This is a genomic window from Nostoc foliaceum FACHB-393 (assembly GCF_014698505.1).
Lineage (GTDB): Bacteria > Cyanobacteriota > Cyanobacteriia > Cyanobacteriales > Nostocaceae > Nostoc > Nostoc foliaceum_A.
Window position 1 is genome coordinate 1 of record NZ_JACJTD010000057.1, and the last position, 24,311, is coordinate 24,311.

Genomic DNA, 24,311 nt, shown 5'->3' on the forward strand with positions numbered 1-24,311 from the left:
CCTGGTCATCTCAAGTTTTTGGTCAGTCCATGCTCTCAAAAAGAAAAACTGTATTTTCGATCTTCAATGAAGACACAGATACTGCATGAAGTTTTTTGGGCGATTTTCCTATAAAGTCAACACCCTACCCCTACGGGTGTATCTCACGTAAACGAGAACCGCTATATTAATTATCAATTTGATTTTAATTTGGTATTTGCTCAGAGGTAAAAATCTAAAAATTCATGAGCAAAGTGTCTGTGTATAGAATACTTAACCCTTGAGTAGAGTATTCCCTTGGTAGCATATTCACTGATTACCTAGTCTAAGTACTAGGGAGGATTTATGATGAATCGCTAAAAAAGCTTTGGCTAACTGGTAGATAATTGGGGCAGAAAGCTATAGCTAGAAGCATGGAAACCAAACAGCTAGGAAAAACTGGTGTCTTTGTAAGTGCGATCGGTTTGGGTGGTATGCCCATGTCAATTTCTAATCGTCCTCCCGAATCAGAATCCATCCAAGTGATTCATCATGCTCTCAATCTGGGTATTACATTTATTGACACTGCCGACGCTTACTGCAAAGATGAGTCAGATAAGCATCACAACGAGCGACTAATTCACAAGGCGCTTACTAGCTACAAAGGCGATATTAGCCAAGTAATTGTGGCAACTAAAGGCGGTTTAATGCGTCCCGATGGAAACTGGACAAGCAACGGCAACCCAGAACATTTGCGCCAAACAATTAGAGTCAGTTTTGAGGCGTTGGGTGGTGCTAAACCTATCGATGTTTGGCAATACCATTCTCCCGATCCTAATTACACAATTGAAGAATCCCTTACACCTGTGAAAGAGGCAGTGGAGGCAGGTTTGATTAGGTTTGTGGGAGTTTCTAACTTTTCCGTTGAACAAATTAAGCGGGCGCGGGATGTGGTAGATATTGTCTCGGTGCAAAATCAATACAGCCCTTGGCAACGACAGCCAGAAAATGACGGTGTGTTGAAGTATTGCGAACAGCAAGGATTGACCTTTTTGCCTTGGAGTCCCTTTGGTGGTAGACGTCGCCATCAGGGCTTGCAAGATATCCCTGCGATCGCTCAGTTAGCTAAAGAAAAAGGCGTGTCAGTGTATAATATTGTCTTGGCGTGGTTGCGTTCCAAGTCGCCCGCTATTTTGCCAATTCCTGGTGCTAGCAAGGTTTTCAGCATTGAAGACTCAACACGTGCTATCAATGTGAAACTATCTGATGAAGAAGTGCAAAAAATTGATGGGGCAACCTAATTATTTTACTAGCTAATGTAGATGTGGTAGAAGTTGCCTAAGATTTCCGTGGCTTGTATAGCTGCATAAACTATCGTAAATCTTACAAAAAGACGCAAAGATTTTTTTAGTATCTTTGCGTCTTTTTGTATTCATGCGAAACTATTATCGAAAGTAATTAATCTAAAATTTATGCAGCTAAATTCTGTAATCGATAGGTTAAAGCAGAGGTTAAGAGTGTTTGCAGTTCTGCTGGTAGCTTCTCAATTCATCTGGCAAAATCCAGGAGACGCACAGCCTAAGCAAAATACGCAACTTCTGCCGTTTTTTGATAATGTAAATAACCCAGTTTCTGTTCGTTTCCCTCCAGGACAACAGGTAGATATTACACCACCTCCACCGCTGCTAAATTCTTTTGACAAAGCTGTACTAAAACTCTGCGGTCCTATTGGTACGAGAGTTAGTTCTAATAATTTTAAACAATTGTTATCTTATTACCCAGATGTGTTGCAGAAACTTCAGCAAGCTAGCGGTGGTGAACTTCGTCCGGGACGTAGGAATAAAGCACAATTTCTCGAAGATTTAACAAATATTTGGTTCAAACGGCGGGGGTTTGAACATATCTTTTGTGGTGAAATATATAACGCCGATGATATTGGTGGTTTACATTTCTATGGCAGATATTTACAGTTACAAGATGAAGGAATAGGCGGACGTTTGCCAAATAATCAAGGACGAGAGGAAGTTATTCCTAATGTAATTTATACAATGGGTGTAGTAATTAAACAGAAAAATCGTACAGTAACAGATGTAATTAAAGGCTATGGCTACCTCAGCAATGCTGAAGAAATGCTTTTAGATGCCACCAAAATATTTAAACTCCAAGGCAATAATGAGGAAGCATGTATTTACAATGTGCGTGATCGAGAAACAGGAAAATCCTTCCCTACTGTTTTTGTCAGTAAAGAAAAAGCGATCATTACCTATTATCCCGATGCTACTCCTCAAGGTGCAAAATGTAAAAGTTAAAATTTATAGATCATCTGCACTATAGCGGTTCTTATTTACCTGAGGTACAGCCGTAGGGGCACGGCATGCCGTGCCCTACACCTTGCGATATAATGTTGTACCGCATCTAAGAGGTTGTTTGAAAAGTATCAAGTTGTATAAAGATCCCCCCTAACCCCCCTTAAAAAAGGGGGGAACCGGAATCAAAGTCCCCCTTTTTAAGGGGGATTTAGGAGGATCTACAAGTCTTTGATACATCACAAACAGCTTTTCAAACATCCTCTAAGTGGGAACTACTATAAGCTTATAAATAAAAGACATGATATTAGAAACACACCGCTTGCTAATGCGTGACTTTGTAGAGGCAGATTGGCAGGCGGTTTTTGCTTATCAATCTGATTCTTTGTACTTGCGTTATAACTATTGGACGCACCGCACAAAGAACGATGTGTGTGAGTTTATCCAGATGTTTATTGATCAGCAAAAAGAGCAACCAAGAACAAAGTTTCAGTTAGCTATTGTCCTTAAAGAAGAAAATCGGCTTATTGGTAATTGTGGTATCCGTGTAAACGACCCGGAAATACGGGAAGCAAACATTGGCTATGAACTAAATTCTCAGTATTGGGGACAAGGTTATGCAACAGAAGCAGCACAAGCCATTTTAAAGTTTGGCTTTGAAGAACTGGGAATACATCGTATCTGGTCTTGGTGTGTTGCAGAGAATGTTGCTTCTGTAAAAGTATTAGAAAAAATTGGTATGCGTCGTGAAGGTTATCTGCGGGAAAAAGAGTTAATCAAAGGTAGATGGTACGACAACTTTCTTTACGCTATCCTTGACCACGAGTGGAAAGCAAAGTAATACTGCTTCTATGAGCTACCTCAGAGACAATATCATAAATTCCTGAGAAATTGAGGGTAAGACAACTTCAGAGGGTCACAGACATGACCAACACTATCCTCAATTTCCAAACAGCTACCGGACACGAAATTTTAGCAGCAGCGGGTAAAAAATATCTGCGTCCTGGTGGACGAATAGCCACAGAGAAATTATTTCAGTGGGCAAACTTTCAGCCTGGAGAGACAGTTTTAGAGCTAGGTTCTAGCTTTGGTTACAGTGCGATCGCTTTAGCAAAACGCTACCATGTCAAAGTAGTAGGCGTTGAAAAAAATCCTGAGAGTGTAGCTTGTGCGCGTGCTAATATCTGCGCTGCTGGGTTAGAAAATCAAGTCGAAATCATTGAAGGTAATATTTTTAACCTAGAGGCAATCCCAGGAAAGTTTGATTATGTATTGGCAGAAGCCATTCTTACAATGCAATCGCCATTGGGAAAAACCAAGCTTTTAGCTGAAATTCACAATCGACTCAAACCGGGAGGTAAATTTCTCTCCCATGAACTATTAGCTTGTGACAAAGAAGAACAAATTCATGCTGATTTAGCACGAGTAATTCGAGTTAATTCTACACCACTGTCAGAAACCAACTGGATTACGGCTTTTGCAACAGCAGGATTGCAAGTAGAGAAATGCCAAACTGACTCAATGAATTTATTGAATTTAAGGCGGATATTTCAAGATGAAGGTATTTTTAACACAATTCGGATTTTGTGGAATATATTGACGCAGAGAGATATCCGCAAGCGGGTTTTAGAAATTCACCAAGTTTTTCATAAATACCAACACGAATTAGGCTACATAATTTTGTGTGCTGTTGCCCAGTAACATAATTTATTTTCAAAAACCATCGCCTGATAAATACCGATAATCTTTGAATGATTATCAGCCTTTGTTTACGGTTCATAATCTTAAAATACTATGACAAATTCAATCACAACTAGTCCATCTTTTATTACCCAACTACGAGAACAAATTGAATACCCCAGTGCGGGAGTTCTCAGCAAAGTATTGCTGAAAGATAATGCTTGTCAATACACTCTATTTTGCCTAGCAGCTAACACTGATATTTCTGAGCATACCTCTACTCGTAATGCCACTATCAACGTCATCGAAGGCAGAGGTTTACTTACTTTATCTGGAGAAAACATCATCCTTAAACCTGGTGTTTTTGTCTTTATGCCTGCTAACACACCCCATGCCTTAAAAGCTGAAGATAACTTGACATTTCTGCTCACTCTTTCTGAGAAAGTCACAGAGAGTAATTAGTTATTTATGGAGTCTGGAAATATGCGATCGCTACTTTTCACTTTCACTCAAAATTTAAATCTTTCTGAAACTCAGTTGGAACAAATACTATCACAACCTCTAGCTGAAGTTCTTAATTCACCTCAATTGCAGCAAGCATTAAACAGCTTAGATATCAATTTGCTTAAGGAAACTTTACCCACAGCAGGAGAAGTTTTAGCTGAGGAATTACCACCTTTCTACAATTGGCTAAAAAATGAGTTGGGAGTCAAGCGGGTTCCTGATAGTCCTGATCACACAACAACATGGGTAATTGGTTTTGTCAATAATCAAGAAAGTTTAACTCATTTAGTTGAGTTACACCGACCAGTGCCTCGTCCGGCTTTAGAAGCTTCTATCCCCCGCTTGGTAGGGATGTTTGCAGGTGTTGAAGACGCGCAAGTTCGGCAGGAATGGCAAAAAGCGATCGCAGCTCTATGTCTAGTTCTAGTTGTCGCTGCACGTGAACAAGATAGAGGAGCTGTAGAAGTCTGATAACTGTTTACGGAAAATTAAGCTTGTGAAACCTGCGGAGGCAGGTTTTCTCTATGTAACCGCGAATTGTATTCGTTAGATTCTCTAATCTATATCTCCAGAAGCGATCGCATCTAATTTTTCCGCATCAAGTATTGTAATCTTCCCACCCCGACTATAGGCAATTATTAACTTGAGACTTTTAATTAACCGCACACATTCTTCGTAAGTAATGCCACTACTCCGAGCCATCCGATAATAAGATAATTTGGCTTTTAAACACTCACCTTGTGGACTTGATTCAGTTCCAGATTCAGCAGCAAAATATTGAATTAACCTAGCAAGGCGAACAATAGCTCTTTCAGAAACTAATCCGTGAACTGTTTCGTGCAATTGCTGAATTCGACTGTTAAAAACCATCAGCATTCGTAATGCGATTTCAGGATTTTGTCCAATTGCTTTTAATAAAGCATCTCGCTCTACAGTGAGAATCTCGCAATCAGATTCAGCAGTGACAGTTGCCGGAGAAATTCCATTTCCTAACAAAGCAGGAGCCGCAAAAATTTCTCCAGCAGCTAGGGCGCGTAAAATTGTTTCTTTCCCCGTTGTTGCTGTTTTGGTAACTTGAATTGATCCACTGACAACAGCATAGAGTTTAGCTGGTAAGCGATCGCCCTCATGCAGAATAATCTCTCCTTTGCTATGGTGTTGCACCTGAGTGTAAGGTTGCAAACTTATCTTCTCTGCTGTTTCTAAGCCTGCAAATACAATAATTTGCGAAAGTTGTTCCAGGGATGCCTGCATGATTAGCCTTATATTGCAAAGGCTGGACGATGATGAATCCAAGGGTTAGCCGCTTCTAATTGGGCTGCTAGGCTGATGAGTGTGGCTTCAGCGGCAGGTTTACCAATTAGCTGCACACTGATGGGTAAACCCTTACTATCAAAGCCTACAGGAATTGCGATCGCGGGTTGTCCAGTTGCATTCGCCGGTGGACAAGGGGCAACCCATTGAATAATATTTTGGAATGTCTCTTCTGGATTCAGGGAAGCCCATTCCCCAACCAGGATGGGTGAATGTAGATAAACTGGTAATACCAGCACATCCACGGTATCGAAAAACGCCACAATCTGCCGTGCCACTATCTGCATTTGGGAAACTGCTTGAAGATACTCAGCAACAGAACCTGTGCGTGCAAATAGCCAGCGATTCAATGGCTGCATAACTTCAACAGGAAGTCCCGAAGCAGCTACCCCAGCTTGCCAAACGATTTGAAATGGTTCAACTAAACCACTAAAATCTGGAGATTTCTGTTCAACTTGGTGTCCGAGTTGTTCTAATAACTCAACTGTTTGGCGGACACCTTGCTGACAGTTGGCATCAGCTTCTCCTAAAGGAGAAATAGTAGTGTCAAAGGCAATTCGCAATGCACCGAGTTTTGTCTGAGTGGCGGCGAGAAATGATGGTTCAGGATCAGGCAACCAGTAAGGATCGCCTGTGACATAGCCAGATATAGTATCCAAAAGGGCAGCAGCATCAGCCACGGTGCGGGCGATCGGGCCGTTGGCGGCAATTCCAGCAAGGCGTTCGCCTACGGGTGCTTTACTCACCCTGCCTCTTGATGGTTTGAGTCCCACCAAACCACAACAAGCCGCAGGTCCCCGAATCGAACCACCGCCATCAGAACCTTGAGCGATCGCACACAATCCTGCTGCTACCGCCGCTGCTGCGCCACCACTGGAACCGCCAGGGGTGTATTCTAAATTCCACGGATTTCTAGCTGGAGGAAAACCCGTAGGTTCGCTGTATGGTAATGAACCTAATTCGGATGTGGCTGTTTTACCGAGAATAGTAAACCCAGCTTGCTTAATCCTGGTTACAACGCCATCATCATAGTTAGGGATATTGTTCAGTAATGCTGGATTTCCATAAGTACAGGTAACACCTGCTACAGCATTGAGGTCTTTAATGGAAATTGGCACCCCAAAAAATGGCGGTAGTTCTGAGGTGGTTGTCAATAATTCTGTTTTGGCTTTGGCATCTGCGATCGCTAGTTCTGCCGTCACCGTAAAATAACTTCCTAATTGGGGATTTAACTGCCCAATCCGTTCTAAATATATTTCCACCAACTCTAGCGGTGATACTTCCCGGCGACGGATTAATTGTGCCAACTCTAGTGCTGGGGTAAATGCTAAATCAACTTCATTCATACGTTAGTGAATGGGTAATTTTGTCTTTTTCTGGGATTTGAAATGTGAAATTGTTACTTTAGCAGGATTTCCGGGAACTATACATTTTATAGCTCCTGAGATTTGTCACTCAACTAGGATGCTCAGATGCAACAGGCGTGTTTACGTTCTTACTCAAGCCATTTTAATTGTTTCGCATAAACTTTCGACAAATCCCTAAGGGGTATTTATGGCTAACCTAGAAATACTTGTTAGTGAATTGCCAACACTAATTCAGAGTTTAAAACTGAATATTGGCGATTCTAATGAAATCATGGAACAAATTATCCTGATCAATAATGCTCAGGAACAACTACGAAATACTCAAAAAATAATTGTTCAGGAATTGGGATTTGAGAACATCAAAAATTCTGCGATCGCTACACTTCCTCGAATAGCTACAATCCCTAGTTTCTTGATACCTGTTGGATTAGTAGATCCAGCCATAGCAGAGAAGTTTGGTAACTCAAAAACTAAAATTACTTTAACTGATTTAAAATCAAAAATCGATGTCTGGATTGAGTGGGGTTATTTTTTGCAGGCAATAGCTGCTGATATTCTCAGTGATCTTCAGTTAGTAAATAAACTAAATTTCGATAATAATAATCTCAGCATATGTGCCCATTTTCAGGTTATTGCTGAAAGCTTAAAAATTAACTTAGCCTTTGAAAATTCTCATGTTTTAGAGCGACAAATTCACAAAATTAGCAATTCTAAAAATGAATTGTTCCAGCTAAAAGAAAAGTTAAATTATATTTTTGATACTATTAAAAATAGTCATAATTTATTAAACATTTTATTAGGTGTGTCTGCTTTCTGTGGTAAATCTGGCTTTGCCTTAGAGTGGTTAGATGATGATCACGAATTAATTATATCTAGTGATGGCAAATTTCAAGAATTGACAGACATTCTTAATGATTGTGATTTTTTCCAAGAACAAATTGCAACTTTAATTATCCAGGGTGACACTTTAAAGGAACAGGCAGAAGAAGCGCTGAAAAAGATTAAGCACGAAAGTAGTAAAGAACCAATTATTAGCCAGCATGTAGAAATAGTACCAAAGTTTTCCACACAAAAAATAGTATGTTCAGCTTTACTCATAGCTTCAAGTTTATTAATCTTAGGTTTTGCTGGTTGGAAAATTAAAGAGCAAAGTCTACAATCGAAGCAGATGAGTCTAAGTTTAAATCAAGAAAGAAGTGCCATTACTAACTTTAAATCTGCTCAAAAACTCGGAATGGAAGCTGCTTCTCTGGTTCAAAATCCACCGCATTTTTTAAAAGTCTGGCAACAAGCAGAAACTAAATGGCATCAGGCAATAAAATTATTAGATAGCATTCCTGTTGAAACATCAGTTTATGACCGAGCAAAGAAGAAATTGGCTTACTATCGGATTAACTATAAATCTATCAATCAAAGAGTCTTAATTGAAAAGAAAGCCTTAGCCAACTTAGAAGCAGCGCAAAAGTTAGCAATTGAAGCTAATTTATTTGTCCAAAATCCACCTCATCCGCTACTAGTTTGGCAGCAAGCACAAGACAAATGGCAACAGGCAATCAATTTGTTAGAAGCGATTCCAGAGAAAACTTCTGTCTCTATACAAGCTAAAGAAACACTTGTTATTTATAAAACTAACTATGCGGCTATCAGGCAAATCATCCAGAACTAAAAATAATTACAAGATTTCTGATTTCTCTAAGAAGTTACGAATCCGAGCCTTTCGATTTTTGTAAAAAAATAAAGAGGCAAATCGCCCTCTTTTGACGCTTCACCTCTTTTAACACAGATAATTACAACTAAAAATTACAGCTTAGAACGGTCAGTTAAAATCTCATAACCGGTCTCTGTTACCAACACTGTATGCTCAAACTGAGCCGACAAAGAATTATCCACAGTGACTGCTGTCCAACGGTCAGATAATGTCCGGGTGTGTCTAGAACCCGCATTTAAAATTGGCTCAATTGCCAGCGTCATTCCCGCACGGAGTTTAACATTTGGCATCTCACGGGTACGATAGTTGAATACTGAAGGTTCTTCGTGCAGATTACGACCGACACCGTGTCCAGTAAATTCTTCGACTATACTAAAGCCGTTAGATTTAACATGATCTTCAATTGCTCCAGCCAGGTCAAGCAGGTATACACCAGCTTTTACTTGTTCAATGCCTTTATATAAAGCTTCTTCTGCTACGCGAATTAATTTAGCAGCTTCTTGCGTCACTTCACCGACAGCAATTGAAATGCAAGAATCACCATGAAAGCCTTGATAATAAGCACCCGTGTCTACTTTTAATACATCCCCCACGCGAATCACTTTCTTGGGACTAGGAATACCATGCACTGCTTCATTATTGATGCTAGAGCAGATAGAACCAGGAAAACCGTGATATCCTTTAAAACTAGGCGTTGCACCCATTTCGCGGATGCGTTTTTCTGCATAAACATCTAAATCAGCCGTTGTCATTCCTGGCTTTACTAACTCGGAAATTTCTTTTAGAACAGTTGCTACAATTGTCGCTGATTGCCGCATGATTTCAATTTCACGCGGCGATTTGATTTCAATTCCTCGACGTTGCTTTTTCGCAGGTGCAGGCTGAGTCGCTTGAGAAAGTAAGTTACTGAAAATGTTCATGGGAAATTAATAAATTAATAATTACTGGTGGCTCTAGCGCTGAAGTATTAATGCTTTCTCTAGATTACTTGAGAAATAATATCTATAATTTAAGTTATTTTAATCCCAAATAGGGATTCTTCCAGTTTAGCCGCTAACGTATATATAATAACACATTGCCTACTCCTAATGTGTTGGACTTCAATCTAAATTGCCCTAACTTATTTTCCATTGCACACTATGGTATTTAGCTCAATTAACTTTAATTTAAACATTAGATCGCTGCTCAATACTGAGTCGAATAATTTTTAATTCTTGATGGCAATCTCTCCAGTCATACCTGCTTCGGTATGTCCTGGTATTGGACAACGCAAGCCATAAGTGCCAGATTTCAAGGGCACAAATACCCATTCTGCCTCAGCACCAGGCTTGAGTTCCAGTTCGTGAATGGCTCCTTTAATTTCTACTTTGCCTGCTTCAACTTTTTGTGTCCAGATACCATCGGCAAAATCTTTAGCAGTAAAATAGTGCTTCAGTTGGCTGGGATTGGTAAGCTTTAGTTGATAGCGTTTGCCGGCCTCGAATTCCAAATGATTTGGCTCAAATTTGAGTTCATTAGCCGAATTACCCAAGCTAACTCTAATTTCTGTGGCTGGTTGCTTGAGCAAATCGTCAGACAAATTTGCCGCCATCGCTGGAGTCGCAGCAATGAAATTTAGAGCTAGGAGCAACGTTAATATCACGTAGTTTCGCCGTAATATTTGCAGCCAAACAGTAGTTGGAAAAGCAAGCAATGTAATTACAATTTGGTATAAATGGTTGTAAGTTTTCATTGGTAGTTCTCAAAAGGCAATGCTGATGAGCAGGAATAATTAATAGGTAGCGGAAAAACTACTTTATATCTTGCACCTGCCCACTTCCCGCCAGAGAATAAATTCTCTGGCTCATAGCGCAAATCCACTCAAGTGGACTCCAATCCTTATTCACTCTTCTTTTGAAGACTAGCCTCAGAATGAATTCTGAGACAGTTGTTGGGACTGGTGCAAGTTCTGAGTTTACCCATTCTTTATATTATCCATGCCCAGTGCCCATCTCTACCTAATGCTTTTCTCTGCTAACACAGATGGCCCAGCAGTAACGACTACGATTTGATCTGGGTGGAGTAACTCACGAGCCGCTTGATTAACTTGCTCAAGAGTGACTTTTTGGATTTTTTGAGTAAAGGAGTACAATTCTAATTTGTCGAGTCCATACACCTCATTCATCAGAATTCTATGTGTTAATTCCTCTGGGTTTGCCAGCAAAACGTTGTAGTTGCTGACGAGGGTGCGTTTAGCTGTTTCTACTTCCAGTGCAGTGACACCTTGTTGATGGATTTGCTTTAGCATCTGGCGGGTGCTAGCGATCGCTTTACTGCTATCTTCAGGACTAGTTTGCATTTCTATCAAAAATGTGCCTGCATTCTTCCCGGCTTGGAAGGAACTATAAATTCCATAGCTCAAACCTTGGCGATCGCGCACTTCTGCACCCAGTCTACTAGATAGGGTATCGCCTCCCAAAATTTGGTTCAATACTAAGGCTGCGTGAAACCGAAAATCATAACGGTTAATGCCTGTGTAACCCATATATGTAACGGCTTGGGCTTTACCTGGTAAAACTGGGTTGACACTGACTATTTTCTCCAGCATTGGCACTGTGGGATATTTTAATGTGGGTGCTTGGCCGCTAACTTCCCAGTTACCAAACTCATTTTTAATGAGCGATCGCACTTTGTCCAGATCAAAATCTCCCACCAGCGCTAGCACTGTAGTATCTGGACGATAATGTTTAGCTTTGAAATCAATCACATCCTGGCGCTGAATCTGCTGTAAACTCTCCTCTGTGGGAAAGGTGTGTAAGGGATGTTTTTTCGGGTAAATTGACTGAACAAATACTCTTCTAGCTACTTCTGATGGCTCATCTAATTGCAGCTGCAAATCAGTTAAAGTTTGTTGGCGATGCAATTCCAACTCTTTGACTGGAAAGGTACTATTTTTCACAACATCAGCCAATATCTCAAGGAGTATCGGCAAATCCTCTGCTAAACTATCACCCTCAATTCGCACACCTTCGCGGTAGGCTTCAAAGTCTAAACTCGCCCCTCTTTCTGCCAAAGCTTTGGCAATAGTTAAGACATTCTTGCTCTTAGTGCCATTTAGCAAATTCTCCGCCACAAAAGCAGCCAACCCAGCTTGATTATCTGGATCAAATTCCTTTCCGGCTTGAATGTGACCGCTCAAGGTAACGGTGGGAGTACTATGATCTGGTAACAGTAATATCCGCAGTCCGTTAGTAAATTTAAATTCCTGTGGTAATACTTGTGCAATCGCATCTGTAGCCAAATCCACAGGCGGTAAGTACTTCCCCACCTCAGAAGGAAGTACAGGTGCGCCAGGAGAAAAATTCTCTGTAGTTTGGGCTGAGTCTGGTTTATCAACAACCTCTGTTATCAGCTTCTGGGTTGGTTCAAAAAAGCCTACTGTCCTGGCTCCTTTGGTAAGGTATTTGTTAATGACAGCAACGACATCCGTCGGCTTCACCAGACGGACAGCAGCCAAATAACGGTCTGTGTAGCGATAATCACCAGTAGTTGTCTCGTCATTGCCTAATTGCATTCCTTGAGAAGTGATATCACGGTTACTCAAAATTACATCTGCTGTTAATTGGGTTTTAGCTCGTTCAACTTCCTCTAATGTCACGCCTTTTTCTGCTACATTGGTGATCGCACTACTCAACACTGAGTCAATTTTTTTCAAATCTTGTTTAGAACCAGCCATCACCAACACCTCATACCAGCCAGATTCTCGCAAGCTGGTAACGGATGCTGTTAATTCACTAGCTAACCCTGATTCCACCAATGCCTGATAAAGTCTAGAATTCCGTCCCTCTGTCAAGATGTAATCCATTACATCCAGTGCAGGAACATCCGGTTGATTTGCATCTGGTAGCGGGTAAACCGCCTGTAACAGCCGCCCTGCTCCCGGTTCTCGCAATATTATGGGAGTGCTGTTAGCGGTAGCGGGGCGTTGAGCCAGTGCTGAGTAACGAGTGCTGAGTGATGGAGATGAGGAAGAAATAACTCCTGCCCCCTGCCCCCTGGGTAATTTACCAAACACCTCTTTAACTATTTCTAGGGTATTTGCAGTTTCAAAATCTCCAACAATTACTAAAACGGCATTATCAGGACTGTAAAAATTGCGGTAATATTTTTCTACCTGCTCAACTTCAAATTTCTCGACATCAGCTTTGGTTCCACCTACAGGCAACCCATAAGCATGATTAGGAAACACCGCTTGCATGACAGCACGGTTGAGGCGATATTCTGGACTATTTTCGTAACCCTGCAACTCGGAAATTACTACCCGCTTTTCACTCGCCAGTTGTTCTGGCTCAATCTGGGAATTTTGCATTCTGTCTGCTTCCAGCACTAAGAGCGCTTTTAGCTTGTTTCGTTCCACAGTACCGTAATATGCAGTTTGGTCATAGCTGGTGAAAGCATTGGAATCACTACCTAAAGCACTAAATAAACGGCCAAATTGAATCGGGCGATTTTTTGTACCTTTAAACATCATGTGTTCCAACTGATGGGCAATGCCATTCACGCCCGGTTCTTCGTTGCGTGAGCCAACCTTGTACCACACCTGCACCGTCACCACTGGTGCAGTATGTACTTCCTTTGTGAGGATAGTTAGACCATTTTCCAGCACTGTCTTACGGACATTTAGTGTCAGTGTTGAGGGCATTATTCTTTTTGCTAGCAAGGTTGACTGGTATTTTTCTTTATTAGATATAGTTGGATGTTGGCTATGAGCAGGTTTATTGCTCAACAAAAAAACCGCTACTAGCCATAAGCTTAAAAATAATAATGGCAAGGGATATTTATAAAATCTAGAAAATCCATACATGTATTTAGCAAATATATCTGTAAATTAAGTTACATAGTTATGTTGGAGAGTGACCACAGTTTAATATTGCAAAAAAATCTGTTACCTCGGTAACAATACAGAAAAACAATATATTAGCAATAAAGTTAATAAAAAAGCTAAATTATGGGTTTTTTGCTAAAACTCGAATGAATTCCAGAGGTAAGCCATCGGTATCGGCGATGAAAGCCACTTCGTAAATGCGATCGCCTATTTGCTGTTGTGTCGGTTCTAAAAGTACCTTCAACGGTTGTAATTCTCCGGGTTGATTCCCGGCAGCTAACAGAACACGTTTTTGTAAATTTGTCAACCAGCTAGGTAAATCTGGTGTAATTTCAGTTAAATCGAACGAAAGATGATAATACCCCACATAATGCTCATCAGCAAACGCATCTGGCGCTGGTTTTGGTTCGGGAATTTGGATTAGTTCAATTCTGCCGCCCAATCCTTCCATCCAGCAAGCTAGAGTGTAGCCCGTAGTAAAGCGTTCCGAAATTGTAAAGCCTAAATGTTCGTAGAAAGCGATCGCTCGATGAATATTCGCAGTCCGAATAGAAGCGTGGTGCATAACAAAAGTTAGGAGTTGTAAGTTATGAGTTCTAAATTGAATTTAACTCCTAACTCCTCACTCCTAACTCCTAACTTTACTCAAACAACCTGAAATAAGGGTAGCGCACAGGGACGCCAGGCTCTTTTTCCAAGTCAAAATTGATCACTTCCCAACAGGGATCTTCTGAGCTATCGGGGCTAAACTCCACGGGTAAGCCGTATAAACGCGCAGCAGTAGCTTCTGGTTGTCCAGAACGCCAAGGGGTGCTGCGTTCTAAATAGCCACTCATCAATTCCTGATAGCGTCGAGCAATAATCACTCTTGTTGCTCGATAGCCTTGGGTATAGAGCTTATCTAATGCTTCGTGAATTTCAAACCGAATACCATCGGGATGAGTATGCTGTCTATACCATTCATTATTCCACCTCCGCCAATGACGCCCCGATTGCAAATGGATTAACTCTCCATTTTTAGGATTAGCTTCAAAAGCGCCATGACGCGAACACAAATAGGTATCTGTTAGTGTCAGCGCCGGAATAGTCTGGCGACAGTGGGGACACTGTATTTCCGGCCCAAACATCGGGTACTGCAAGCCTGGATTCATCATGAAGTGCGTACAAACATAATTTTGTCTTCACCAGCACTAGTGCATTGGATTATACACTTCGGCTCCACTACTTTGGGTTACTTGCTCACTGCGGCATAGACACGGAGTTGCGGCAGGAACATTCTTCACTAGTGTTTTCCTCACCGTAGAGGCTTAACAGTGTGATATCCTGGTTGTTCAACCAGCCTCAAAGGTTGGATTTTCTCCAGTGTTCCTGGGTACCATATTAATATTCTATCGTGTCTACCGCTTCTTACTGGACATCTCCTGATTTTTCTCAAGCTGCCTTCATCGCAGCCAATGCTGTTGTTATGGGTTCGGTAAATATAGCAGCAGGGGTAAGCATTTGGTATGGAGCAGTGGTTAGGGGAGATGTAGAACGGATTGAAATTGGCGAATGCACAAATATTCAGGATGGTGCAATTTTACATGGAGATCCTGGGTTTCCGACAATTTTAGAAGATCATGTGACCGTAGGGCATCGCGCTGTGGTACATTCCGCTTACATTGAGCGTGGAAGTTTGATTGGCATTGGCGCAGTGATTTTAGACGGGGTACGAGTGGGCGCTGGTAGCATTATCGGTGCTGGTGCAGTCGTAACCAAAGATGTACCTCCTTTGTCCCTAGTTGTAGGCATTCCTGGCAAAGTGTTGCGGCAAGTAACAGAGGCTCAAGCCGCAGAACTTATTGAACACGCTAAACGTTACCAAAAGTTAGCTTTAGTTCATGCTGGTAAGGGTACTGATCTCGGCTTTCAGAAGCCTTAGGGAGGGGGGAGTGGGGATTGTGGAGCAGGGGAAGCAGGGGGAGATGAGGGGGACAAGGGGGACAAGGGGGACAACGGAGAATTATTGAACAAGTTTCTTTCTTGTCTCCCCCCTCTTCCTTGTCTTTTCCCAATGCCCAATGCCCCATAATTTAATCATTCTTTACATATCTACTTGGAAAAGTTGCCCACTTCAGCTAAAAATAAAAATGAGAGCAGTTGACAAAACTTTAATTTCTACTTAAAAGAGGGGTTCTAGATATGGATATCGATTACCGTATAGCGATCGTTTTAGCACCAGTTGCCATTGCCGCTAGCTGGGCAGTGTTTAATATTGGCGCTGCGGCTTTAAGACAAATTCAAGGCTTTTTGGATAGAGAAGCTTAAATACGGCTCAATATCATCGATCTTTAACCGACTGTTTCTCTTCACAGAGGCAGCCGGTTTTATTGATATCAATTAATGGGCATGGGGCATTGGGAAAAGACAAGGAAGAGGGGGGAGACAAGAAAGAAACTTGTTCAATAATTCTCCGTTGTCCCCCTTGTCCCCCTTGTCCCCCTTGTCCCCCTTGTCTCCCTCATTCCCTGACTCCCCAATCTCCCCTTCCTTGGATATCGATTCTGTAATACAGCCCCTGCAACGTTTTGGTGTCCATCTAGGACTCGATCGCATTGTCAATTTATTGGCAAATCTGGGCAATCCTCATCACCAAGTCCCGATCATTCATGTTGCTGGCACCAATGGCAAAGGTTCAGTATGTGCTTATCTTTCCTCAGTACTTACTGAGGCTGGTTATCGGACAGGACGCTATACTTCCCCCCATTTAGTCGATTGGACAGAACGTATTTGTCTGAATGAACAGCCAATTTCCTCTGAAGAATTGAGCCAATTATTAGAAGAAGTCCAAGCTGCTATTCGTGCTGATGAGGAATCTGCAACTCAGTTTGAAGTAATTACGGCGGCTGCTTGGTTATATTTTGCCCAGCAGCAAGTCGATGTGGCTGTAGTAGAAGTAGGACTAGGAGGACGCTTAGATGCTACCAATGTCTGCTTGGAACCCCTGGTTACAATCATCACTTCTATCAGCCGGGAACACTGGCAGCAACTTGGCCCCACCGTCGCTGACATTGCTAGAGAAAAAGCAGGTATTCTCAAACCGGGATGTCCCGTTGTGGTTGGAGGATTGCCACCAGATGCAGAAGAAGTTGTGCGATCGCGTGCCTTAGAATTAAAATGCCCGATTTTTACACCTCAACCCGCCCGTGAAATAGCTTCTGGATGGGCAGAATATCAAACTATTCAAAATTCTAAATTAATTAAATACCAGTTACCGTTAGCGGGACAGATTCAATTAACTAATTCAGCTTTGGCTTTAGCTGCTTTAGAAATTCTCCAACAACAGGGTTGGCAGATTTCTGAAGAAGCCATAACTAACGGCATGGCAAAAACTAAATGGCCGGGGCGGATGCAATGGACTACCTGGAATAACCATAAATTATTACTTGATGGTGCTCATAATACCGCCGCAGCCCAAGTTCTCCGCCAGTATGTCGATAGCTTAGACGCAGTGAACCACAAGCCAGTCAACTGGGTTATGGGAATGTTTTCTGACAAAGATCATGCTGATATTTTTGCCGCCCTGTTGCGGCCAGGCGATCGCCTTTTCCTAGTACCAATACCAGTAGAATCTTGGCCCGGTAGAACTTCCGCTGATCTAGACTACTTAGCAAATCTAGCTTACAGCCTCTGTCCAGAATTAAGCGATCGCCAAATCCATCCAGATTTATTCACAGCATTAGAAACCGCAACCTCAACCGCAACCACAGACGATTTAATCGTTTTATGTGGTTCCCTTTATTTAGTAGGCGATTTTTTATCACCCACCAATATAATTCGTAAATCATAATTACGAATTACGAATTACGAATTACAAAATTTATCTATTGTTCCACTCTTGCGCCGCATCCTCTACGGCTTTATCTACAGTCTTCTGGTTTAACATTGCTGCTTGCAAGTTCTCGTAAACCGCCTTTTGGAGTTTTTTGAAATCCTTCAAAGTAGGAGTTAATATTTCTGCTTGTTGCAGTTGTTGGGCAGTGATAACTCGCGCTTTTTCTATTGTTGAAGCATTAGCTGGAACATCTTTAAAGTAACTATCAGACAATGCCTTGACTGTAGAAGGTAAGACATTTGCAGCTTTAGCAAAGGCTAACTGATTTTCGTCATTGGTGACAAATAAAGCAAATTTTACAGCCCCGTCTGGTTGTTTGCTATCGCGGGGAATAACTATGTTCATCACCGCAACATTTTTCTTGCCTGTTTCACCAGTGAGTTGAGGTGCTATTCCCGAAGCTTGTGCAATTTTCGGGGCATTATTAGCGATCGTTTTCAGAAATTCTGGCCCAGAAGCTAGAAACGCAGTCTCTCCAGATTGGTATAAATCGATCGCGTGGCGATGTCCTTGCGTCAAAGCTTCTTTAGGAAGCAAACCTTTTTTATACAAGTCTACCCAATACTGAAACGCTGCCTTACCTTGTGCTGAATTAAACGCTGCTTTTCCCTCAGCATCTACTAAGGTGACACCCATTTGCACGAAAGATTCCAACACTTCACCGGAATCTTGCGGCACGAAAGTCACAAAAAAGGCATACTTGCCAGTCTTATCTTTAATTTGTTGGGCTGCTTGTGCCAATTCTGCGTAGGTTGCAGGTGTTTTATTGATACCTGCCTGTTTTAATAAATCAGTGTTATAAATGGTTAACCTTGTGGTGAGATACCAGGGAATCCCAAAACTCTTGCCATTAAGCGTACTTGCTTTCCAGATATTCGGTAGATAGGAGGAACGTACATCGTTTGGGACTTTCGCATCTAAATCTAACCAGGCATTTCGTCCAGCAAGTTGGGAAGCAAAACCCGGATTGAGGTTAACTACATCAGGTGGCGTTTTTGCTGAGACAGCTGTTAAAATTTTGTTCTCCATCGCCGCCCAAGGTACATCTACCCAGTTAATCTTTATACCTGGATTTTGCGATTCAAAATTCGCAATTAGGTTTTTGAAGTAGTCGGTAAATTGAGGTTGGAGTTGCATCGTCCAAAACTCAACAGTTGCCGTGCCTGAACTAGCCTGTTTTGTACCTGTACCAACATTACTTGTGCTGCAACTTACAATCCAACAGGTTAATAATCCCAGCAGTGTAAAAGCAACAAGTTGTTTAAATTTTCGCAATTGAATCATTTTCCCAGTATTTTTACGCTTGCTCAGTGTGAAAAGCTTAGATCAGAATTGTCGAGATTATAGGCTAAATAAATTACTTAGCACCAAGTCCATTTCTTAGTATCATTTAAATTTTCAATTTAGCAGTCCAGCGGGCACAAATGTGGTAAAAAGCTTCAATAGTCTGTTTGGCAAATCGAATAAAGGGGTCGGCATTGAACTTGCTCCCGAACGGGTAAATGTAGTTCAGCTACGCAAGCAGCGTCAAGGCTTGAAACTAGAAACCTTTACATCGGTAGCAGTTCCCGAAGGCATAGTTACTGATGGTCAAATCACCGACCCCGCAGCAATGGCGCAATTAATTCAGCAGGCGCTAGCTGAGAGCAAAATCAAAACTTCTCGCGTTGCCACTGGTGTACCAGGGCGAGATTCCATCGTTCGGATCATACCAGTGCCAGCAGAGTTAGATGATAAAGAACTGCGAGAAATGGTGCTCAACCATGAAGCAGGTTTATATTTACCCTATCCTCGTGAAGAAGCTGATGTAGATTATCAGAAACTTGGGTACTTTGTAGATGAAGATGGCATTGAAAAAGTACACGTACTCCTAGTTGCCACCCGCAAGGAGATAACGGATACCTATATAAGTACATTCGAGCAGGCAGGATTACAAATCGATGTTTTAGAAATTAACAGTTTTGCTCTGATTCGGACTATTCGTGAGCAACTGCGACAATTTGGGCCACAAGAAGCAGCAGTACTAGTTGATATAGAGTTTGACAGTACAGAAATCGCCATCATCGTTAACGGAGTGCCGCAATTTTCACGCACAGTCCCAATTGGGACTTATCAAATGCAAACTGCCTTAGCAAGGGCAATGAGCTTACCCACATCACGAGATATGGAACTGTTACACGGAATGGTTATTCCGCCAACTCCCATAGACGGCGGCAAAACTGGTGTCACCGAACTCGATCCTGGTATGGCAGCCATATTAAGAGTGTTGGGAGAACTTACAGATGAACTGCGCCGTTCCATCGATTTTTACCTCAATCAAAGTGAAAATTTGGAGGTAGCACAAATTATATTAGCTGGCCCAGGAGGTGGACTCCAACAGCTAGATGAATTCTTTACGCAACGATTGAGCTTGCCAACTACCCAAATAGATCCAATAGGGTCTTTATCTTTGGAAGTTGACACTGATAAATATCCACAGGTACAACGCTCTGGTTTGGCGATCGTACTAGGTCTAGGAATGCGGGAGGTGTAACAAAATGTACAGCCTAGATGTTAACTTTCTTAAAGACCGCCCAGCATACCAGAAAAAGCCTGAGAGAAAGGGAGGCATATCTCTAAACCTGCCTACAGGGAATATGACACCAGTGTATGTGGGAGTTGCACTAGGTGTAGGTCTTCCAGCTTTATTGGGAGTTGGTTGGTGGTTGTTACAAGGAAAGATTGTTGAATTAGAGGGGACAATAGCACAACTAGACCAAGAAAGCAAGAAGTTAGATACAGAAATAGGAAATCTGAATAAAATCAAAGCCGAGACGAATGCAATCAAAGGGGAAACCCAAGCTTTAGTCACCGTATTTGACCAGATTCGACCTTGGTCAGCAATGCTGCAAGATTTGCGCGATCGCATCCCAGCGACAGTGCAAATCGAGAACATCAAGCAAATCCCACCCATTGCGGCAGTGGAAGGGAAGCCAGCAGGCAATCCCGCTGGGGGATTAGAAATTACCGGATTGGCTCGTTCTTTTAACGATGTCAATGATTTCTTATTGAGTTTACAACAGTCTCAGTTCTTGAAGTCCTCAGAAAGCAGAATTCTGACGGCAACGTTAGTAGATGCTCCCTTAACTCCAGGTTTGGGTCAACCTACTAATGCTGTAATAATTAAGCCGCCCCAAGTAGTTAAATACACTATTCAATCGAGTATGAACGATGTTCCAGCTTCGGAATTAATCCGGGAGTTGGAAAAAAAAGGCACAGTGGGGTTAGTAACTCGAATTCGTAGTATGCAACAAACAGGAGTCATTTCAAAATGACGCTGAGTGATGATTTAAATTTTGCCGAACATGGTGGGGAATTCGATTCGGAAACGCCAGCCTACCCCGTGGTATTTGGTATTGCTTTCACACCAAAAATTATTGGTATCTTGGTAGGGGTAATTGGTTTAGCGGGAGCAGGTTATATATTGTTAAACCTGCTGATGCCAGCTTGGGAAAGCTATCAGCAGCAGCAAGCTAAAAGCTCTGAACTGCAAGCGCAAATTGAGCAAAAAAAAGCCAGTATCAAACAGATTGCCAAAGTTAAAGACGAGCTAGCACAGGCAAAACAGCAAAAAGTTCAGGTTTTAGGTTTATTTGCTAACGAAAAAACCTTGGATACATTGCTGTTGGATCTGAACCGATTAATTGACTCTGGCAGTACTCCAACTTCTATTAATGCAGTGAGAGCCAAACTCAAGAAATTTGTGCCAGTTTCCGCCAAACCAGAACCGATTATCGATGGAACTCTAGGACTACAGGTTGACGGTAAGCTGCAACGCAGCAGTATCAATGCCGAAATTACAGGAACTTATGAGCAAACACAATCGATAATGCGTAACATTGAGCGTTTACAGCCTTTGTTAATAGTTAAAGATTATCAAGCAACTTTGGCTCCAGTAGAGTCAAGATCGCCATTAGATAAAACGCCGGTTCGGGTAGGGCCAGCAGCGATCAATACGTCATTCCAGTTACAGGTATTGATGCCACTTAGTGCAGAAGAAGTAGCGGCGGCGGCGGCGGCTAAAAATGCCCCGAAAAAGTAGTTAACTTAGAGCCAAGGCGGTTTCTAAGCGCCGATTTAGCGTTAAGTAAACTTAGAGCCAGGGCGAATTTTATTCGCCTACTCAAAATTGTTTGTAAACAAGGTTTTATAAGGTGAGGAATGAACTGTGAAACAGCTTCACGGTAATAGTTTTATATTGGGTACTGCCGCTTTTGTATTTTTGGCAGCTCAACCAGTTTGGGCACAAATTAGTCAAGTTACTAACGTACAGTTAAATCCAGTTAATGGTGGAATTAGCGTTGCTTTGAAAACTTCTTCAGGGTCGCGCCCCCAAGTTTTCACTACAAAAAGAGGCAAGACTTTAGTCGCAGATATTATCAATACTCAATTACGATTACCACAAGGCAATAGTTTTCGTCAAGATAGCCCAGCACCAGGAATTGCCTCCGTTGAGATTAATCAGCTTGATGCCAATAGCATTCGGGTGACCGTAACTGGTAGTAACAATACACCTGAGAGTCAACCCGTGGTGCGATCGCAAAATGGAATTACACTCAGCTTTAGCCCATCCAGTGGCACTACAGCATCAGCATCAACGCCAACAGCGCCAACGCCAACATCCACAGCACCGCCTGCTACTACTCCAGCCCAACCGGGTCAGAAGCCAGATGTTCTTGTTCCTAACCCGGAAGTCACCATTGACGGACAACCTGCAAAAGCAGCTGGGCCAGGTCAACCGGTGAGTCAGGCTCCACCTTTCTTACCTAGAGCTGTCGCGCCACCAGTGGGAGATATTGCCATCTCTAATACTGATGCTTCTCCTAGCACCATTGACTTAGGAACTCAGGAACGTGTACCCCGTTTAGTATTGCGAGATGCGCCGGTGCGTGAGGTTTTGTCACTACTTGCCCGTGCTGCTAGTTTGAACCTGGCTTATATCGGAGGCGAGCAAGCTGCTGGAGGTCAGCAAGGTGGTGCTGCTAATGCACCAGCAGTTTCTCAAACAATCTCGTTAGATATAGAAAATGAGCCAGTGCAAGATGTGTTTAACTACGTCTTACGCTTGAGTGGTTTAGAAGCGAATCGCAGTAATCGCACGGTTTTTGTTGGGCCTAAACTACCTAATTCCACCCGTGACATGGTTATGCGTAGCCTGCGACTCAATCAGGTGACAGTGGGAGTCGCCTTGAACTTTTTGGTCGGCTTAGGAGCAGAAAGCGCCGTCAGCCGCGAACGACAAGTTACCAGTGTTAATGCCGTACCCGTGGGTACTGGAGTTGCTCCTATCACCCAAACTCAGACAACTACAGAAACCAAAGTTGAAACTCAACGCGTTAATTTTACAGACTCTAACCCATTACTTAGAGGTTTACAGGCATTAGGAGATGAGCGCACCAATTCCCTGACTTTGATTGGCCCTCCGCGGCTAGTTGAGATGGCCATGTCTCAACTAACTCAGCTTGATATCCGCCGTCGTCAAGTGGTAGTCAACGTCAAGATTATCGATGTTAACCTCTTGAACACCCAAGACTACAACACTAGCTTTTCCTTTGGAGTTGGTAATAACTACTTTACAAATGATGGCGGTGCAGCATCTTTGAATTTTGGTGGTTCGAGACCAGCTACAAGAGCTGAAGCATCAACCAGTGTGACTAGTACACCTACAACTCTTAATCCACTTCAAAGCTCAAATATTTTTCTAAACCCAAATACAGGAACAGCTACTGCTGGCACAAACTCTAATCCACTACAACCAGGTATTACAGCATTTACACCAGGAACAAGTACAACTGCAATTGTCCCAACAGCGATTGATCCTGTTACTGGTACACCGACTCAGTTTCAGCAGCAAACCACGACAACCCCTTCAACAACCACATTCGGCTTGCCGACCATATTCCAGTTCCCTAAACGTCTTCTCGCTAGCTTGCAGGCTCAAGTACAAAATGGCAACGCCAAGATTTTGACAGACCCGACCTTAATTGTCCAAGAAGGTCAAACCGCTAATGTGAATCTGACTCAGGAAGTGGTAGGCAATATTAAAAGGGAAATAGTTCGCGATGCGAATCTTGCTACAGAAACTATTTCAGCTGAAAAAGACCGAGTAGGTTTAACCCTAGCTGTCAAAGTTGAGCGGATTGATGATAACGGTTTTGTCTCTCTATCGGTAGCTCCTGTCGTCAAAGCACCCCAAGCTCCAGCTACTATCAACGTTGGAGGAGGCGGTACCCAACAAATATTCTTGGTATCGGAGCGCTCTCTTAATTCTGGCTCGATTCGCTTGAGAGATGGTCAAACACTAATTCTTTCAGGCATCATTCAAGACGCAGACCGGACAACTGTCTCTAAAATTCCCATCTTGGGTGATCTTCCACTAATTGGTTCGCTGTTTAGAAGTACAAACAGACAGAACCAGCGCAATGAGGTGATTGTATTACTCACACCTCAGATTATGGATGATACAGAGAACTCCTCCTACGGCTATAACTACGCCCCCAGCCCAGAAGTGCGGCAAATCCTTGAGCGTCGAGGGTTGAAGGTTCCTGGCAGGTAATAAGGATAATGGACAAGGTGAGTCACTTTTGGCAAAGGCTCAGATCCCCGACTTCTTTAAGAAGTCGGGGATCTTCTTGTTCACGAGTAGGATTAAATTTAAATGTCATTTAACAATAAAAATATCCAATCACAATAGAAG

22 protein-coding genes are annotated in these 24,311 nt (G+C 42.3%); 14 read left to right on the plus strand and 8 right to left on the minus strand.

Going from position 1 to position 24,311, the window contains the following annotated elements:
- Positions 1-392 precede the first annotated feature (392 nt).
- The 6 genes from H6G92_RS30070 (at position 393) to H6G92_RS30095 (ending at position 4,919) form a co-directional block, all read left to right on the plus strand.
- A complete protein-coding gene (locus H6G92_RS30070; protein ID WP_190899317.1) occupies positions 393-1,259 on the plus strand; it encodes an aldo/keto reductase in 867 nt (288 codons plus the stop codon).
- Positions 1,260-1,430: 171 nt separating this feature from the next.
- The gene (locus tag H6G92_RS30075) at positions 1,431-2,267 is read left to right on the plus strand and encodes an EndoU domain-containing protein (RefSeq protein ID WP_190899318.1); all 837 of its coding nucleotides are present in this window, start codon (positions 1,431-1,433) and stop codon (positions 2,265-2,267) included.
- A 298-nt stretch (positions 2,268-2,565) separates the two neighbouring features.
- Complete coding sequence (locus tag H6G92_RS30080; protein WP_190899321.1) at positions 2,566-3,105, plus strand: GNAT family N-acetyltransferase; 540 nt, start codon at positions 2,566-2,568, stop codon at positions 3,103-3,105.
- 83 nt (positions 3,106-3,188) lie between these two features.
- Positions 3,189-3,965, plus strand: coding sequence for an SAM-dependent methyltransferase (locus tag H6G92_RS30085; protein WP_190899323.1), 777 nt, complete (start codon positions 3,189-3,191; stop codon positions 3,963-3,965).
- A 93-nt stretch (positions 3,966-4,058) separates the two neighbouring features.
- Positions 4,059-4,406: a cupin domain-containing protein gene (locus H6G92_RS30090; protein ID WP_190899324.1), complete on the plus strand. Its 348-nt coding sequence runs from the start codon at positions 4,059-4,061 to the stop codon at positions 4,404-4,406.
- Positions 4,407-4,427: 21 nt separating this feature from the next.
- Complete coding sequence (locus H6G92_RS30095) at positions 4,428-4,919, plus strand: hypothetical protein (protein WP_190899380.1); 492 nt, start codon at positions 4,428-4,430, stop codon at positions 4,917-4,919.
- An 84-nt stretch (positions 4,920-5,003) separates the two neighbouring features.
- Here H6G92_RS30095 and H6G92_RS30100 read toward each other — a convergent pair whose 3' ends face one another.
- Positions 5,004-5,702 (minus strand): Crp/Fnr family transcriptional regulator, encoded by a 699-nt coding sequence (locus H6G92_RS30100; protein ID WP_190899326.1) that lies wholly within the window; start codon positions 5,700-5,702, stop codon positions 5,004-5,006.
- Between the two features lie 8 nt (positions 5,703-5,710).
- The gene (locus H6G92_RS30105; protein ID WP_190899328.1) at positions 5,711-7,108 is read right to left on the minus strand and encodes an amidase; all 1,398 of its coding nucleotides are present in this window, start codon (positions 7,106-7,108) and stop codon (positions 5,711-5,713) included.
- A gap of 433 nt (positions 7,109-7,541) precedes the next feature.
- Between H6G92_RS30105 and H6G92_RS30110 the strand changes: the two genes are divergently transcribed.
- Complete coding sequence (locus H6G92_RS30110; protein ID WP_242059361.1) at positions 7,542-8,795, plus strand: hypothetical protein; 1,254 nt, start codon at positions 7,542-7,544, stop codon at positions 8,793-8,795.
- Between the two features lie 134 nt (positions 8,796-8,929).
- Here H6G92_RS30110 and map read toward each other — a convergent pair whose 3' ends face one another.
- The 5 genes from map to H6G92_RS30135 all read right to left on the minus strand — a co-directional run bounded on the left by map (position 8,930) and on the right by H6G92_RS30135 (position 14,852).
- On the minus strand, positions 8,930-9,757 hold the full coding sequence (gene map, locus H6G92_RS30115) for a type I methionyl aminopeptidase (protein ID WP_190899332.1): 828 nt from the start codon (positions 9,755-9,757) through the stop codon (positions 8,930-8,932).
- Between the two features lie 287 nt (positions 9,758-10,044).
- Positions 10,045-10,569: a cupredoxin domain-containing protein gene (locus H6G92_RS30120; protein ID WP_190899333.1), complete on the minus strand. Its 525-nt coding sequence runs from the start codon at positions 10,567-10,569 to the stop codon at positions 10,045-10,047.
- Positions 10,570-10,830: 261 nt separating this feature from the next.
- Positions 10,831-13,680, minus strand: coding sequence for a M16 family metallopeptidase (locus H6G92_RS30125; RefSeq protein ID WP_190899336.1), 2,850 nt, complete (start codon positions 13,678-13,680; stop codon positions 10,831-10,833).
- Positions 13,681-13,822: 142 nt separating this feature from the next.
- Entirely contained in the window at positions 13,823-14,266 is a 444-nt protein-coding gene (locus H6G92_RS30130) for a VOC family protein (RefSeq protein WP_190899338.1), read from the minus strand.
- Between the two features lie 76 nt (positions 14,267-14,342).
- Positions 14,343-14,852 (minus strand): TIGR02652 family protein, encoded by a 510-nt coding sequence (locus tag H6G92_RS30135; protein WP_442946757.1) that lies wholly within the window; start codon positions 14,850-14,852, stop codon positions 14,343-14,345.
- A 242-nt stretch (positions 14,853-15,094) separates the two neighbouring features.
- On the opposite strand from H6G92_RS30135, the gene H6G92_RS30140 reads away from it, so the two are divergent.
- The 3 genes from H6G92_RS30140 (at position 15,095) to H6G92_RS30150 (ending at position 17,530) form a co-directional block, all read left to right on the plus strand.
- Positions 15,095-15,622, plus strand: coding sequence for a gamma carbonic anhydrase family protein (locus H6G92_RS30140; protein ID WP_190899342.1), 528 nt, complete (start codon positions 15,095-15,097; stop codon positions 15,620-15,622).
- Between the two features lie 260 nt (positions 15,623-15,882).
- Positions 15,883-16,008: a photosystem II protein Y gene (locus tag H6G92_RS30145; RefSeq protein WP_069072075.1), complete on the plus strand. Its 126-nt coding sequence runs from the start codon at positions 15,883-15,885 to the stop codon at positions 16,006-16,008.
- 223 nt (positions 16,009-16,231) lie between these two features.
- Positions 16,232-17,530 (plus strand): bifunctional folylpolyglutamate synthase/dihydrofolate synthase, encoded by a 1,299-nt coding sequence (locus H6G92_RS30150; RefSeq protein ID WP_190899344.1) that lies wholly within the window; start codon positions 16,232-16,234, stop codon positions 17,528-17,530.
- Between the two features lie 30 nt (positions 17,531-17,560).
- Here H6G92_RS30150 and H6G92_RS30155 read toward each other — a convergent pair whose 3' ends face one another.
- Complete coding sequence (locus tag H6G92_RS30155) at positions 17,561-18,859, minus strand: ABC transporter substrate-binding protein (RefSeq protein WP_190899346.1); 1,299 nt, start codon at positions 18,857-18,859, stop codon at positions 17,561-17,563.
- Between the two features lie 142 nt (positions 18,860-19,001).
- Here H6G92_RS30155 and pilM point away from each other — a divergent pair, with 142 nt between their 5' ends.
- The 4 genes from pilM (at position 19,002) to H6G92_RS30175 (ending at position 24,170) form a co-directional block, all read left to right on the plus strand.
- Complete coding sequence (pilM, locus tag H6G92_RS30160) at positions 19,002-20,108, plus strand: type IV pilus assembly protein PilM (protein ID WP_190899348.1); 1,107 nt, start codon at positions 19,002-19,004, stop codon at positions 20,106-20,108.
- Between the two features lie 4 nt (positions 20,109-20,112).
- Positions 20,113-20,889: a PilN domain-containing protein gene (locus H6G92_RS30165; RefSeq protein ID WP_190899350.1), complete on the plus strand. Its 777-nt coding sequence runs from the start codon at positions 20,113-20,115 to the stop codon at positions 20,887-20,889.
- Positions 20,886-21,656, plus strand: a complete 771-nt coding sequence (locus H6G92_RS30170) for a pilus assembly protein PilO (RefSeq protein WP_190899352.1) — start codon at positions 20,886-20,888, stop codon at positions 21,654-21,656. The genes H6G92_RS30165 and H6G92_RS30170 overlap by 4 nt, the downstream gene beginning before the upstream one ends.
- 126 nt (positions 21,657-21,782) lie before the next feature.
- Entirely contained in the window at positions 21,783-24,170 is a 2,388-nt protein-coding gene (locus tag H6G92_RS30175; protein ID WP_190899354.1) for an AMIN domain-containing protein, read from the plus strand.
- Positions 24,171-24,311 lie beyond the last annotated feature (141 nt).

Excerpts from the sequence above, each read along its gene's own strand:
- H6G92_RS30070 (WP_190899317.1), top strand. The coding sequence starts at position 393 with ATGGAAACCAAACAGCTAGGAAAAACTGGTGTCTTTGTAAGTGCGATC.
- H6G92_RS30075 (WP_190899318.1), top strand. The coding sequence starts at position 1,431 with ATGCAGCTAAATTCTGTAATCGATAGGTTAAAGCAGAGGTTAAGAGTG.
- H6G92_RS30080 (WP_190899321.1), top strand. The coding sequence starts at position 2,566 with ATGATATTAGAAACACACCGCTTGCTAATGCGTGACTTTGTAGAGGCA.
- H6G92_RS30085 (WP_190899323.1), top strand. The coding sequence starts at position 3,189 with ATGACCAACACTATCCTCAATTTCCAAACAGCTACCGGACACGAAATT.
- H6G92_RS30090 (WP_190899324.1), top strand. The coding sequence starts at position 4,059 with ATGACAAATTCAATCACAACTAGTCCATCTTTTATTACCCAACTACGA.
- H6G92_RS30095 (WP_190899380.1), top strand. The coding sequence starts at position 4,428 with ATGCGATCGCTACTTTTCACTTTCACTCAAAATTTAAATCTTTCTGAA.
- H6G92_RS30100 (WP_190899326.1), bottom strand. The coding sequence starts at position 5,702 with ATGCAGGCATCCCTGGAACAACTTTCGCAAATTATTGTATTTGCAGGC.
- H6G92_RS30105 (WP_190899328.1), bottom strand. The coding sequence starts at position 7,108 with ATGAATGAAGTTGATTTAGCATTTACCCCAGCACTAGAGTTGGCACAA.
- map (WP_190899332.1), bottom strand. The coding sequence starts at position 9,757 with ATGAACATTTTCAGTAACTTACTTTCTCAAGCGACTCAGCCTGCACCT.
- H6G92_RS30120 (WP_190899333.1), bottom strand. The coding sequence starts at position 10,569 with ATGAAAACTTACAACCATTTATACCAAATTGTAATTACATTGCTTGCT.
- H6G92_RS30125 (WP_190899336.1), bottom strand. The coding sequence starts at position 13,680 with ATGTATGGATTTTCTAGATTTTATAAATATCCCTTGCCATTATTATTT.
- H6G92_RS30130 (WP_190899338.1), bottom strand. The coding sequence starts at position 14,266 with ATGCACCACGCTTCTATTCGGACTGCGAATATTCATCGAGCGATCGCT.
- H6G92_RS30135 (WP_442946757.1), bottom strand. The coding sequence starts at position 14,852 with ATGAATCCAGGCTTGCAGTACCCGATGTTTGGGCCGGAAATACAGTGT.
- H6G92_RS30145 (WP_069072075.1), top strand. The coding sequence starts at position 15,883 with ATGGATATCGATTACCGTATAGCGATCGTTTTAGCACCAGTTGCCATT.
- H6G92_RS30155 (WP_190899346.1), bottom strand. The coding sequence starts at position 18,859 with ATGATTCAATTGCGAAAATTTAAACAACTTGTTGCTTTTACACTGCTG.
- H6G92_RS30165 (WP_190899350.1), top strand. The coding sequence starts at position 20,113 with ATGTACAGCCTAGATGTTAACTTTCTTAAAGACCGCCCAGCATACCAG.
- H6G92_RS30170 (WP_190899352.1), top strand. The coding sequence starts at position 20,886 with ATGACGCTGAGTGATGATTTAAATTTTGCCGAACATGGTGGGGAATTC.